The organism is Modestobacter muralis, from assembly GCF_010682105.1.
Taxonomy (GTDB): domain Bacteria; phylum Actinomycetota; class Actinomycetes; order Mycobacteriales; family Geodermatophilaceae; genus Modestobacter; species Modestobacter muralis.
On record NZ_JAAGWH010000005.1, the window covers coordinates 62,134 to 75,275 of the forward strand.

The 13,142-nt window shown below is 74.4% G+C and carries 10 protein-coding genes and 1 riboswitch; of the genes, 1 reads left to right on the forward strand and 9 read right to left on the reverse strand.

What is annotated here, in order from left to right; genetic code table 11:
• Positions 1-45 precede the first annotated feature (45 nt).
• From GCU67_RS01810 to GCU67_RS01835, 6 genes are read right to left on the reverse strand one after another with little or no spacing between them, the layout of a single operon-like run.
• Entirely contained in the window at positions 46-1,167 is a 1,122-nt protein-coding gene (locus tag GCU67_RS01810) for an XdhC family protein (protein ID WP_163609374.1), read from the reverse strand.
• 12 nt (positions 1,168-1,179) lie between these two features.
• A complete protein-coding gene (locus GCU67_RS21570) occupies positions 1,180-2,367 on the reverse strand; it encodes a VWA domain-containing protein (protein WP_163609375.1) in 1,188 nt (395 codons plus the stop codon).
• A complete protein-coding gene (locus GCU67_RS01820; protein WP_163609376.1) occupies positions 2,357-3,238 on the reverse strand; it encodes an AAA family ATPase in 882 nt (293 codons plus the stop codon). The genes GCU67_RS21570 and GCU67_RS01820 overlap by 11 nt, the downstream gene beginning before the upstream one ends.
• Positions 3,239-3,275: 37 nt before the next feature.
• Entirely contained in the window at positions 3,276-4,343 is a 1,068-nt protein-coding gene (locus tag GCU67_RS01825; RefSeq protein ID WP_163609377.1) for a DNA polymerase domain-containing protein, read from the reverse strand.
• A gap of 26 nt (positions 4,344-4,369) precedes the next feature.
• Entirely contained in the window at positions 4,370-5,914 is a 1,545-nt protein-coding gene (locus tag GCU67_RS01830; protein WP_163609378.1) for an alpha/beta hydrolase, read from the reverse strand.
• Positions 5,915-5,968: 54 nt separating this feature from the next.
• The gene (locus GCU67_RS01835; RefSeq protein ID WP_163609379.1) at positions 5,969-7,042 is read right to left on the reverse strand and encodes an ATP-dependent DNA ligase; all 1,074 of its coding nucleotides are present in this window, start codon (positions 7,040-7,042) and stop codon (positions 5,969-5,971) included.
• Positions 7,043-7,265: 223 nt separating this feature from the next.
• On the opposite strand from GCU67_RS01835, the gene GCU67_RS01840 reads away from it, so the two are divergent.
• On the forward strand, positions 7,266-9,410 hold the full coding sequence (locus GCU67_RS01840) for an MMPL family transporter (protein WP_163609380.1): 2,145 nt from the start codon (positions 7,266-7,268) through the stop codon (positions 9,408-9,410).
• Positions 9,411-9,414: 4 nt separating this feature from the next.
• Here GCU67_RS01840 and GCU67_RS01845 read toward each other — a convergent pair whose 3' ends face one another.
• The 3 genes from GCU67_RS01845 to GCU67_RS22250 form a co-directional block, all read right to left on the reverse strand.
• Complete coding sequence (locus GCU67_RS01845) at positions 9,415-10,143, reverse strand: dihydrofolate reductase family protein (protein WP_163609381.1); 729 nt, start codon at positions 10,141-10,143, stop codon at positions 9,415-9,417.
• A gap of 3 nt (positions 10,144-10,146) precedes the next feature.
• A complete protein-coding gene (treZ, locus tag GCU67_RS01850; RefSeq protein ID WP_163609382.1) occupies positions 10,147-11,904 on the reverse strand; it encodes a malto-oligosyltrehalose trehalohydrolase in 1,758 nt (585 codons plus the stop codon).
• Between the two features lie 194 nt (positions 11,905-12,098).
• A complete protein-coding gene (locus GCU67_RS22250) occupies positions 12,099-12,794 on the reverse strand; it encodes a LysM peptidoglycan-binding domain-containing protein (protein ID WP_163609383.1) in 696 nt (231 codons plus the stop codon).
• A 3-nt stretch (positions 12,795-12,797) separates the two neighbouring features.
• Positions 12,798-12,959: riboswitch (cyclic di-AMP (ydaO/yuaA leader) on the reverse strand.
• Positions 12,960-13,142 lie beyond the last annotated feature (183 nt).

Below are 13,142 nucleotides of genomic sequence, written 5' to 3' on the forward strand. Positions count from 1 at the left end.
TTCCCTTAGCAGTGAACTACTTCCGACGGGTCAGAGTGGCGTCGGTCACCGGTGGGCGGTGCGGTGGACCGGGCCCTCACCGCCGGTGAGCCGCTCGCCGGACCCGCCCCAGCGGCCGGCGACGATCTCCGCGGCGATGGAGATCGCGGTCTCCTCCGGCGTGCGGGCGCCCAGGTCCAGCCCGATCGGGGAGGACAGCCGGGCCAGCTCGGCCTCGGTCAGCCCGGCCTCGCGCAGCCGCCCGAGCCGCTCGTCGTGGGTGCGCCGGGAGCCCATCGCGCCGACGTAGGCCACCGGCAGCCGCAGCGCGACCTCCAGCAGCGGGACGTCGAACTTCGGGTCGTGGGTGAGCACGCACAGCACGGTGCGCTCGTCGATCCGCCCGGCGTCGGCCTCGGCCTGCAGGTAGCGGTGCGGCCAGTCCACGACCACCTCGTCGGCGTCGGGGAAGCGGCGGGCGGTGGCGAACACCGGCCGGGCGTCGCAGACGGTCACCCGGTGGCCGAGGAAGGACCCCACCCGGGCGACCGCGGCGGCGAAGTCGATGGCGCCGAAGACCACCATCCGGGCCGGCGGGGCGTAGGAGGCGACGAACAGCGTGAGCTCGTCACCGCGCCGCTCGCCGTCGGAGCCGTAGGCCAGCGTCGCCGTGCGGCCGGCGGCGAGCATGCCCCGGGCGTCGTCGGCCACCGCCTCGTCCAGCCGCGCGCTGCCCAGCGACCCCGCCGTCCGGTCCGGCCACAGCACCAGCCGGTTGCCCAGCCGCCCGGCCGGGCCGCGCACGCAGGTGACCACCGCGACCGGCTCGTGCGCGGCCACCGAGGCGGCCACCTGCCCGAGCTCGGGGAAGGTCTCCTGCGACACGGCCTCCACGAACACGTCCAGGACGCCGCCGCAGGTCAGGCCCACGGCGAGGGCGTCGTCGTCGCTCACGCCGTAGCGCTGCAGCGCCGGCTCCCCGGTGCGGGCGACCTTCTCGGCCTGGGCGTAGACCGCGCCCTCGACGCAGCCGCCGGACACGCTGCCCACCGCCGTCCCGCCCGGGCCGACCAGCATCGCGGCCCCGGCCGGCCGGGGGGCCGAGCGCCAGGTGTCCACGACGGTGCCGACCCCGACGGTCTCCCCGGCCTGCCACCACCCGAGGAGGTCACCCAGGACGTCTCTCATCCGACAGCTCCTTCAGCGCGCATCGCGGTCCTCCTGCAGTCGGGGGCGCCGGGCCGGGGCGCGCGGTGGGGGAGCTGCCGGGGCCGGGGCGCGCTCGATCACGCGCACCAGCTCCTCGAAGGCGGCCAGGCTGTGCCCGGAGACGAAGACGTCGACGCTCGGCAGCGCCGCGACCATCCCGGCGGCGAGCGGCTCGTAGCCCGGCCGCCCCTTGTGCGGGTTGACCCAGACCACCGCGTGGGCCAGCCGCCGCAGCCGGGCCATCTGCTCGCCCAGCAGCTCGGCCCCGCCCCGCTCCCAGCCGTCGCTGCAGACCACGACCACCGCGCCGCGGGCGGTGCCCCGCTGCCCCCACCGGTCCAGGAACGCCTTGAGCACCTCACCGATCCTGGTGCCGCCGGACCAGTCGGGGATAGCCCGGCCGCTGGCGGCCAGCGCCCGGTCGGGGTCGCGCAGCCGCAGCTCGCGGGTGACCCGGGTCAGCCGGGTGCCGATGGTGAACACCTCGGTGGAGGACGGCCGGGCCCGGACGGCGGCGTGCGCGAACCGCAGCAGCGCGTCGGCGTAGGGGGTCATCGAGCCGGAGACGTCGACCAGCAGCACCACCCGGCGCGGTCGCGGGCGGGCCCGGTGGCGCACCAGCCGGGTGACCTCCCCGCCGTTGCGCAGCGCGCCGCGCACGGTGCGCCCGACGTGCACCGAGCCGTGCGGGGCCGGCCGCCGGCGGCGCGAGGGCCGCATCGGGGTGGCCGGGGCGAGCAGCGCGAACAGCCGCCGCAGACGCGCGCGCTCGGCGGGGGTGAGCTCGCCGACGTCCCGGTGGCGCAGCGCCTCCGCGCCGCTGGCCCGCGTCGCGAGGTCGTCGGGCTCCTCGCCGTCCGGTGTCCCCACGCCGGTCTCCAGCGGTGCGGAGCGCACCATCCGCGGCCGCGTGGCCGGTGCGGAGGGGTGGGCGCGCGGGACCTCGCCGCCGAACCAGGCGGGGAAGGCGGCGTCGTAGCGGTCCAGGTCGTCGGGGCTGCCGCACAGGGTCAGCCGGCCGGCCCAGTACACGGCGGCCGGGTCGAGGACGTCGAGGTGCGCGACGGCGTCCAGCATCGCCGCGACCCGGTCGGGGGAGGCGGCGACCCCGGCGTGCCGGAGGGTGCGGGCGAACCCGAGCACGGCGGCGACGACGTCCCGCCGTGCGTCAGCCGGCACCGAACAGCACCCCGAGCCCCGCGGCGCGCACCCGCTCGCCGTCCTCGCGGTACTTCAGCACCGCCCCCAGCGTGCGGGCCGCGGTGTCGGGGTCGAGCTCCCGGGCACCCAGGGCGTGCAGCGCGCTGGCCCAGTCCATCGCCTCGGCGACCCCGGGGGGCTTGAGCAGGTCCAGCTCGCGCAGCCGGGCGGTGGCGGAGGCGACCTGGCGGGCGAGGGTCTCGGTGACCTCGGGCAGCCGGCGGCGCAGGATCGCCACCTCGCGGTCGAAGTCCGGGTGCTCGAGCCAGTGGTAGAGGCAGCGGCGCTTGAGCGCGTCGTGCACCTCACGGGTGCGGTTGGAGGTGAGCAGGACCAGCGGCGGGGTCTCGGCCCGGACCGTGCCCAGCTCCGGGATGGAGATGGTGAAGTCGCTGAGCACCTCGAGCAGGAAGGCCTCGAACTCGTCGTCGGCCCGGTCGACCTCGTCGATGAGCAGCACCGCCGGGGAGTCCTCCAGCGCCTGGAGCAGGGGGCGGGCCAGCAGGAACCGGCGGTCGTAGAGGCCGGCCTCGAGCTCCGCGGTGTCGGTGGCGGTGCCGGCGGCCTCGGCGGCGCGCAGGTGCAGCAGTTGGCGGCCGAAGTCCCAGTCGTAGAGGGCGGAGCTGGCCTCCAGCCCCTCGTAGCACTGCAGCCGGTACAGCGGCCGGCCGGTGACCTCGGCCAGGGCGTGGGCCAGCGCGGTCTTCCCGACGCCGGCCTCGCCCTCCAGGAACAGCGGCCGGTGCAGGGCCAGCGCCAGGAACGCCGCCGTCGCCAGGCCCTCGTCGGGCAGGTAGCCGGTCGCCTTCAGGGCGGCGGCGACGGCGGCGGGGTCGGTGAGCTGGTCCACAGCGGGAGCATCCCACCGGCCCGCGGTGGACCACCGGTCACCCGTCTTCGGCGGCCACCTTCCGGGCCCGGCTGGGCTGCACGCGCATCGGCTCGCCGGGCATCTTCGGGTAGTCCGGGGGATAGGGCATCTCACCCAGGCCCAGGTCGCGTTCCTGCCGGTCGGCCAGCTCGACCAGCGGCGTCAGGTCGTAGGCGTGGTCGGCGAGCCCCGCGTGCTTGTCACCGACGGCGGCGAAGCGGGCCGGCATGGTGAGGACGTCGAAGTCGAACGGGGTGACGTCGGGCAGCTCGTCCCAGTCGACCGGGGCGCTCACCGGCGCGTGCGACCTCGCGCGGATGGAGTACGCCGAGGCGATCGTGCGGTCCCGGGCCATCTGGTTGTAGTCGATGAAGATCTTCTCGCCGCGCTCCTCCTTCCACCAGTTCATGGTCACGCGGTCGGGGATGCGGCGCTCCAGCTCGCGGCCGAAGGCGATCACCGCCCGGCGCACCTCGGGGAAGGTCCAGCGCGGCAGGATCGGCACGTAGACGTGCACGCCGCGTCCGCCGGAGGTCTTCGGCCAGCCCTCCATGCCGAACTCGTGCAGCAGCTCCCGCACGTGCGGGGCGACCCACACGGCGTCGGAGAAGTCGGTGCCCGGCTGGGGGTCCAGGTCGATCCGGATCTGGTCGGGGGACTCGACGTCGGTCTTGCTGACCGGCCACGGGTGGAAGGTCAGCGTGCCCAGGTTCGCGCACCAGGCGACGACGGCGACCGAGTCGGGTGCGATCTCGTCGGCGGTGCGCCCGCTCGGGAAGGTGATGTGCGCCGTCTGCACCCACTCGGGGGCGTTCTTGGGCACCCGCTTCTGGTAGAACGCGTCGCCGGTGTTGTCCATCCGGGTCGAGAGCCGGGCGCCCTCGAACACCCCGCCGGGCCAGCGCTCCAGCGTCGTCGGCCGGTCGCGCAGCGCGAACAGGATGCCCTCGCCGACGGAGACGAAGTAGTTCACGACGTCGATCTTGCGGACGCCCTTGTCGCCGAAGTACGGCTTCTCCGGGCTGCTCACCCGCACCTCGTGCCCGTCGAGGTCCAGGACGACGGCGTCCTTGCTGCTGGCCATGCGGGCTCCGTTCGGGTCGCTCGGGGTCAGGCGGGGCAGACCGTCCCCTCGGCGGGGACGACCAGGTCGATCAGGTAGGCGTTGACCGCCGCCGTCACGCAGTCGGTCTTGGGGTAGGCAGTGTGCCCGTTGCCCGCCCAGGTGAGCAGGGCGCCGCTCGTCAGGTCCGCGGCCATGTCCTGCGCCCCGGGCAGCGGGGTCACCGGGTCGCCCTGGGTCCCGATGACCAGGATCGGGGCGCTGCCCGCGGCGTCCCGCGCCGGCAGCGGCGTGCGCGGTGCCTGCCACGGCGAACAGGTGTACAGGCCCAGCGCGGCGTCGGCGCCGAACAGCGGGTACTGCGTGGACCACTCGGCCAGCACGGTGCGCACCTGGTCGGCGGTGCGCCGCTCCTCGGTGTCGGCGCAGGTCACGGCCACGTTGGCGTCGACGACGTTGGTGTACGTGCCGTCGTCGTTGCGGCCGGTGTAGGTGTCGGCGAGGGTGAGGATGCCGGCGGCGTCGCCGGCGCGGGCCGCGGCCAGCGACTGGGCCAGCTGCGGCCAGGCGCTGGGCTGGTAGAGCGCCGACCGGATGCCGTTGAGCACCAGGCCGGGGGTCGCCTGCCGGGTCTCGCCGGCCCGGCTGCTGGGCACCGGGGTGGTGCCGGCCTGGGTCAGCAGGTCGGTGACGGAGGTGCGCGGGTCGGCGCCGATCGGGCACCCGGCCAGCAGCGCGGTGCAGTTGGCCGCGAACGCGTCGAAGGCCACCTCGAAGGCCTGCGCCTGCTGCTCGGCGAACTCCTCCGCGGTCGCGTCGGGGTCGACGGCGCCGTCGAGCACCAGCGCGCGCACCCGCTCGGGGAACAGCTCGGCGTAGGTGGAACCGAGCGTGGTGCCGTAGGAGTACCCTAGGAACGTCAGCTGCTCGTCGCCCAGGGACTCCCGCACCAGGTCCATGTCCCGGGCGCTGTCGACGGTGGCGAAGGCGCCCAGAGCCTCCTTGTACTTCTCCGCGCAGCCGGCGGCCACGGCGTCGACCTGGCCGAAGGCCGTGGTCAGCGCCGCGGCGTCCGCGGTCCGCGGGTCGACGGCGAACAGCTCGTCCTTCTGCTGGTCGGAGATGCACTCGACCGGGGTCGACAGCCCGGCGCCGCGCGGGTCGAGCCCGACGACGTCGAACCGGCGCAGCACGTCCTCGGGCAGCGTGAGCGCCGACTGGACCGCCGCGTCGGTGGCCGACTGGCCCGGGCCGCCGGGGTTGACCAGCAGCGAGCCGATCCGGTCGGTCTGCCCCGCGAACGTCGCGCGCACCAGGAACAGGTCCAGCGGGCCGCCGGCGGGGTCGTCGTAGCTGGCCGGCACGCTCGTCGTCCCGCAGGAGAACGCCAGGTCACGCTCCGCCCCGGGGCGCCCGGCGATGATCTGGTCGATGTCGGCGTCGCAGTCGGTCCACGCGATCGGCTGGGCGACCGGGGTGGCCGGGGCCGCCGGCGACGAGGCGGCCGTCTCATCGGACCCGCCGGACGTGCACCCGGTGAGGGTCACGGCGAGCAGGACGGCGGCAGCGGCCAGGCGGCGGGGTCCGGTCATGATCAGACCAGGGTAGGAGCCGCGGCTGTGCCGGTCAGCCGGACCCGCGGCGCCTCAGCCGCCCAGCACCTCGGCCAGGTCGTAGCGGACCGGCACCTCCAGCTGCTCGTAGGTGCACGAGCGGGCGTCGCGGTCCGGGCGCCACCGCTGGAACTGGCCGGTGTGCCGCAGCCGGCTGCCCTCCAGCTGGTCGTAGCGGATCTCGACCACCAGCTCCGGGCGCAGTGGCACCCAGGACAGGTCCTTGCCGGCGTTCCAGCGGCTGGTCGCCCCGGGCATCCGGTGCTCGCCGTCCTCGCCGGTGACGGCGTTGGCCCAGTCCTGCCACGGGTGGCCGTCCAGGGCCTCGGCCCGGTAGGGCGCCAGCTCCTCGACCAGCTCGGCCCGCCGCGTCATCGGGAAGGACGCCGCAACGCCGATGTGCTGCAGCGTGCCGGCGTCGTCGTAGAGGCCCAGCAGCAGCGAGCCGACGACGGGCCCGCTCTTGTGCCAGCGGAACCCGGCGACCACGGCGTCCGCCGTCCGGACGTGCTTGACCTTGGCCAGCACGCGCTGGTCGGGGGAGTAGGGCTGGTCGCCGCGCTTGGCGATGACCCCGTCCAGGCCGGCGCCCTCGAACTCGCGGAACCACCGCTGCCCGACCGCTGGGTCGGCGGTGACCGTGCTGACGTACACCGGGGCCCGGACGCCGGAGAGCGCCTCTCGCAGCCGGAGCTGCCGTTGCGCGTAGGGGGTGTCCATCAGCGACTCGTCGCCCAGGGCCAGCAGGTCGAAGGCGACGAAGGACGCCGGGGTCTCCGCGGCCAGCTTCGTCACCCGCGAGGCCGCGGGGTGGATGCGCTGCAGCAGCGACTCGAAGTCCAGCCGGTCCCCGCGCGGGACGACGATCTCCCCGTCGACCACGCAGCGCTCGGGCAGGTGCGCCAGCGCCGCGGCGACCACGTCGGGGAAGTAGCGGGTGAGCGGGCGCTCGTTGCGGCTGCCCAGCTCCACCTCGTCGCCGTCGCGGAACACGATGCAGCGGAAGCCGTCCCACTTGGGCTCGTAGAACCAGTCCTCGCCCGTGGGCAGGGTCGCCGCGGGCTTGGCGAGCATCGGCTTGACCGGGGGCATCACGGGCAGGTCCATGGCGTGAGTCAACCAGCCAGCGACCGGTCGGTGGGGGTCCGGCAGCGGCTGGACCGTCCACCGCGAGCCGCTCGCCGGGCGGGTCCGGGCGGGTCCGGGGGAGTCCGGGCGTGTCCGGACGGGGCGCAATCCGCGGGTCCCCGTGCGGTCGCCGGGACCGCTAGCGTCGTGTGCACGGGGACGGCGTCGTCATCAACCGCACACCCCTGTCCGGGAGCAGCTCGTGGAGTCCCTCGCCCGCTTCGTCATCCGCCACCGGCTGCTGGTCGTCCTGGGCTGGCTGGTGCTCATGGTCGCCGGCGGCTCGACCGCCGGCACGGTGACCGACCGCCTGACCTTCGACTTCTCCCTGCCCGGCCAGCCCGGGTACGAGGCCGAGGTCGACCTGATCGAGACCTTCGGCGCGAGCACCGCCGACACCCTGGTCCCGGTGCTCACCGTGCCCGAGGGCAGCACGGTCGCCGACCGGTCCGCCGACGTGGCCGGGGTCTTCGACGCCGTGCGCGCCGCCGTGCCGCAGGCCCGGGTCGTCGACCTGGCCAGCACCGGCGACGCCCGGTTCGTCACCGACGACGGGCGGAGCACCTTCGCCCTGGTGCAGGGGCCGCTGCCCGAGGGCTTCGGGCCCGGCCTGGAGACGACGCTGCAGCCGGCGTTCGAGCAGGCCGCCGCCGCTGCGGGGATGGACACCGGGCTGACGTCCTACGTGCTGCTGTCGGCCGGCGGGGAGACCGAGGGGCCCAGCGTGCTGGTGGAGACGCTGTTCGGGGCGGTGGGCGCCCTCGCCGTCCTGGTGTTCGTCTTCGCGTCCTTCCTGGCACTGGTGCCGCTGCTCATCGCCGCGGTGTCGATCCTGACCACGTTCCTGCTGGTCCTGGGGCTGACGTACCTCACCGACGTGAGCTTCGTCGTCCAGTTCCTCATCGCCCTGGTGGGGCTGGGGGTGGCGATCGACTACTCACTGCTGCTGGTCTCCCGCTGGCGCGAGGAACGGGCGCACGGCCGCGGCAACGACGAGGCCGTGGTCATCGCGACGCGCACCGCCGGGCACGCGGTGCTGGCCTCCGGCGTGACGGTGGCCATCAGCCTGCTCGCGCTGGTCGTCGTCCCGGTGCCGTTCCTGCGGAGCATGGGGCTGGGCGGCATGCTCATCCCGCTGGTCAGCGTGGCCGTCGTGCTCACCCTGCTGCCGGCGCTGCTGTCGAAGATCGGGCCGCGGGTCGACTGGCCACGGATCCGGCACGACGCCGTGGCCGCGCGCGGCTGGACGGCGTGGGCCCGGCTGGTCGTGCGGCGGCGGTGGATCGCTGCCGGCGTCGCGCTGGTGGTGCTCGGGCTGGTCATCGCGCCGGTGTTCGGCTTGAAGATCGGGCAGGCGAACACCGGGTCGCTGGCCCGCAGCGGCCCGTCCTTCGACGCACTGCAGACCCTGGAGGACGGCGGTGTCGGCAGCGGCGTCCTCACACCGATCGAGCTGCTGGTGCCCGACGGCCAGGCCGGGACCGCGGCCGAGACGGCGGCCGGCGTGGACGGCGTCCGGATGGCCGTGCTGGGCGGCAGCCGCAACGGCACGACCGTGGTCGACGTCGTCCCGGTGGGGGAGACGGTCGACAGCGCCAGCAACGAGGTGGTCGACGACGTGCGCACCGCGGTGGAGGCTGCGACCGGGGGCGAGGTCGGCGTCGCCGGCACGGGCGCGGTCGTGCAGGACTACTTCCGCGCCGTCTACGACAACTTCCCCTACGTGTTGGGGCTGATCGCGCTGATCACCTTCGTGCTGCTGGTGCGCACCTTCCGGTCGCTGCTGCTGCCGATCAAGGCCGTGCTGCTCAACCTCATCTCGCTGGCCGCGGTGTTCGGTGCGGTGACCTACTTCTGGCAGGAGGGGCACGGCTCCGACGCCCTGTTCGGCGTCTCGGCCACCGGCGCGCTCACCTTCTGGCTGCCGGTGATCATCTTCGCGTTCCTCTTCGGCCTGTCGATGGACTACGAGGTGTTCATCCTCGCCCGCATGCGGGAGGAGTACGACGACACCGGCAGCACGTCCGCCGCGGTGGTCACCGGTCTGGGCCGCACCGGCCGGCTGGTCACCTCGGCCGCGCTGATCCTGTTCTTCTCCTTCGCGGCGCTGGCGTCCTCGCCAGGGGTGGACATCAAGGTGCTCGGGACGGCGCTCGGCGTCGGCATCCTGATCGACGCGACCCTGGTCCGCGCCCTGCTGGTGCCGGCACTGGTGAGCCTGCTGGGCAAGTGGAACTGGTGGCTGCCCGCCGGACTGGCCCGCGTGCTGCGGGTCGAGCCCTCGCCGCTCCACGACGAGCGCCCGCTGGTGGTGCCTGTGGAGGAGCGCCCGCTCGCGCAGGCGTGACAGCTCAGCTCAGCACGTACCGGGTGAAGAGCACGTCGTCCTCGGTCAGCACCTGCGCCAGCCGTGCGCTCGCCGGCACGGCGAGGGGCGTGGGCAGCAGGCCGGCGCCTCCTCCGACCAGCAGCGGGGCGATCGACAGGTCCAGCTCGTCGACGACGCCGGCGGCCAGCGCGGCGGCGAACAGGGCGGGCCCGCCCTCGCAGAGCACCTGCTCGTGGCCGCGTTCGGCGAGGGCGTCGAGCGCGGTCGGCAGGTCGACGTCGTCCTCCCCGCAGACCAGGACCACCACGCCGGCGGCGGCCAGGGCCGCGAGCCGGTCGGGGTCGGCGGCCGCGCAGGTCACCAGCAGGGTCGGGACGACGGCGTCGGTGACCAGTTGGTCGACCGGGGACAGGGACGCCCGCCGGGAGACGACGGCGACCGGGGCCACCGGCGGCCGGTCGAGCGCGGTCCGCAGTCGGCCCACCGCGGAGTCCGGCAGCACCGGCCGGTAGCCCTCCGCGGCCGCCGTCCCCACGCCCACCAGCACGGCATCGGACAGCGCCCGCAGCACCTGGAACACCCGCCGGTCACCGGGGGAGCCCAGCCCGCCGCTGCGCCCGTCGACGCTGACGGCGCCGTCGAGCGAGTCGACGAAGTCGACCCGCAGGTGTCGCCCGGCCGGGAGCCGGTAGGCCCCGGCCAGCTCGGCGTCACCGTCGAGCGGGCCGGGGTCGGGCAGCAGTCGCTGCACGGGTCAGCGGCGGGTGGACAGCACCGCGGCGCTCTCCGCCGGGAGGGTCACCACACCGCCGTCGAGGGTGGGCATCTCGCCGCTGGCGAACAGCACCTCGTCGGCGTCGACGTCCAGGTCGATCTCGCGCGACTGGTCGGACAGGTTGGCCACCACCCGCAGCGAGCCGCGGCGGACCACCAGCCAGCGGTCGGCGTCGTCCCAGCTGACCGCCACGGCGGACAGGTCGGGGTCGACCAGGTCCGGGTGCGCCCGGCGCAGCGCGATCAGCGCCTTGTGCACCGCGAGGACGTGCGCGTGCGGCTCCTCGGTGAGCTCGGCCCAGTCCAGCTTGGAGCGGGTGAAGGTCTCCGGGTCCTGCGGGTCGGGCACCACCTCGGCGTCCCAGCCGTGCTCGGCGAACTCGCCGATCCGCCCCTCGGCAGTGGCCTTGCCCAGCTCGGGCTCGGGGTGGCTGGTGAAGAACTGCCACGGCGTCGAGGCGCCCCACTCCTCGCCCATGAACAGCATCGGGGTGAACGGGCTGGTGAGCACCAGTGTCGCGCCGACACCGAGCATGCCGGGGGAGACCGAGGCGGAGATCCGGTCGCCGACCGCGCGGTTGCCGATCTGGTCGTGGTCCTGCAGGTAGCCGAGGAACTTCCAGCCGGGCAGGGCCTTGGTGTCGACCGGGCGGCCGTGGTGCCGGCGGCGGAAGCTGGACCAGTCACCGGCGTGGAAGAAGGCCCCGGTGAGCACCTTCGCCAGCCCGCCCAGGCCGCCGGCGGCGAAGTCGGCGTAGTAGCCCTGGGCCTCGCCGGTCAGCTGGGTGTGCAGCGAGTGGTGGAAGTCGTCGCTCCACTGCGCGTCCAGGCCCTTGCCGCCGGCCATCCGCGGGGTGACCATGCCCGGGTCGTTCAGGTCGCTCTCGGCGATCAGCGTGAGCGGGCGACCCTCGGCGACGGAGAGCTTCTCGACCTCCATTGCCATCTCCTCGAGCACGTGGGTGGCCCGCTCGTCGACCAGCGCGTGGACGGCGTCGAGCCGCAGCCCGTCGACGTGCATGTCCCGCAGCCACATCAGCGCGTTGTCGATGATGTAGCGGCGCACCTCGTCGGAGTCGGGGCCGGCCAGGTTGATCGCGTTGCCCCAGCTGTTCGCCCCGCCCTCGGCGAAGATCGGGAAGAACTCCGGCAGGTAGTTGCCCGAGGGCCCGAGGTGGTTGTAGACGACGTCCTGGATGACCCCGATGCCGCGCTGGTGGCACGCGTCGACGAGGCGCTGGTAGCCGGCTGGGCCGCCGTAGCTCTCCTGCACGGCGTACCAGGCGACGCCGTCGTAACCCCAGTTGTGCGTGCCGTTGAAGCCGTTGACCGGGAGCAGTTCGACGAAGTCGACGCCGAGGTCGACGAGGTGGTCGAGGTTGCGGATCACCGCATCGAAGGTGCCCTCGCGGGTGAACGTGCCCACGTGCAGCTCGTAGACCACGCCGCCGGCGAGCGGGCGCCCGGTCCAGGCGCGGTCGCCCCAGCTGTAGGAGGAGGGATCGTACCGGCGGGAGAGGCCGTGCACGCCGTCGGGCTGGCGGCGGGACCGCGGGTCCGGGCGCGCCGGCTCGGTGTCGTCGAGCAGGAAGCCGTAGTCCGACTCGGACTCGGCGGGCGCGGTCACCCGCCACCAGCCGGCGTCGTCCCGCTGCATGTCGTGCACCTGCCCGTCGAGCGAGAGGCGCACCCGCTCGGGGAGCGGAGCCCAGACGGAGAACTCGACGGGCTGGGGCATGGGAGACCTCCGGAGCGGTGGTGCGGGGGATGACGGTGCCGGTCGCGGCAGAGCGGGTCGATCATGCCCGCCCTGCCGGGTTCGAACCGTCACGCCCGTCACCCGGTGCCGGACGACGAACGGCCGGGCACCCCCACGCTGGGGTGCCCGGCCGTTCGTGCCGTGCGGTGCCGGGGCAGGCCCCGGCGGGTGGGTCAGACGGCGAGCAGCTGGCCGACGTAGATGCGGTTCGGGTTGTTGACCAGACCGCGGTTCTTCGCGTACAGCGACTGCCAGCTGGTGCCGTTGGCGGCCGCGATCTTGCCCAGGGTGTCGCCCGGCTTCACCGCGTAGGTGCCGGCAGCGGCCGGTGCCTGACGGGTGGAGCGGGTGGCGGCCTTGCTGCTGCGCTCGGTGCTGGACGCCTTGGGGGCGGCCTTCGGGGCAGCGGCCTGCGGAGCCGGGGCGGCCTTGGGCGCGGCGGCCTTCGAGGCGGCCGGGGCGGCCTTCGGGGCCGGGGCCGGCGCGGCGGTCGTGCCACCGGTCAGCCGCTTGCCGCAGGTCGGCCACGCGCCGACACCCTGGCCGGCGAGGACCTTCTCGGCGACGGCGATCTGCTGGGCCGGGGTGGCCTGGTCGGCGCGCGCGGCGTAAGCGGTGCCGCCGTAGCCGGCCCAGGTGCTCTGGGAGAACTGCAGGCCGCCGTAGTAGCCGTTGCCGGTGTTGATGGCCCAGTTGCCGCCGGACTCGCACTGGGCGACGCCGCTCCAGTCGCGCTCGGCGGCGGATGCCGTCGCGGTGCCGATGCCGACGGTGGCACCGAGACCGACAGCGGCGGCCCCGACGGTCACCACGCTGCCGCGCAGGACACGACGGACGAGGGCCTGACGGGACTGAGAGTGCTTGGACATTCGTGTTCCTCCGATCACCGCCTGCGAGGTGAGCTGTCGGGTTCGGGCGATCGGTGCCCGGCCGCAGATCTGCGGCTTCACCCCGTAGACGCGCGGCGCTGGATGGGCGGCGCGTCGGATGTGGGTCCCCCGCCCCCGTCCGGAAGGGTCTGGTTGAGGTCACCGGCGGACGGGGCTGAGCGGTCCGGTGCCGCGCTCGGCCAGGAAGGCCCGAACGCGAGGACGACGGTAGGTGGACAACTGCCAACTGGCGAGCGGCGTGTCGGGGATCGACGGCGCGTCGCGGCGAGAATGTGGCGACATGCGCAGTCTTCGACGCGCAGTGAGACCATTTCGTTACTCAGAGTT

Bases quoted from the DNA above. Each gene is read 5' to 3' on its own strand.
- GCU67_RS01810 (WP_163609374.1), bottom strand. From the start codon at position 1,167: ATGAGAGACGTCCTGGGTGACCTCCTCGGGTGGTGGCAGGCCGGGGAG.
- GCU67_RS01825 (WP_163609377.1), bottom strand. From the start codon at position 4,343: ATGGCCAGCAGCAAGGACGCCGTCGTCCTGGACCTCGACGGGCACGAG.
- GCU67_RS01830 (WP_163609378.1), bottom strand. From the start codon at position 5,914: ATGACCGGACCCCGCCGCCTGGCCGCTGCCGCCGTCCTGCTCGCCGTG.
- GCU67_RS01835 (WP_163609379.1), bottom strand. From the start codon at position 7,042: ATGGACCTGCCCGTGATGCCCCCGGTCAAGCCGATGCTCGCCAAGCCC.
- treZ (WP_163609382.1), bottom strand. From the start codon at position 11,904: ATGCCCCAGCCCGTCGAGTTCTCCGTCTGGGCTCCGCTCCCCGAGCGG.
- GCU67_RS22250 (WP_163609383.1), bottom strand. From the start codon at position 12,794: ATGTCCAAGCACTCTCAGTCCCGTCAGGCCCTCGTCCGTCGTGTCCTG.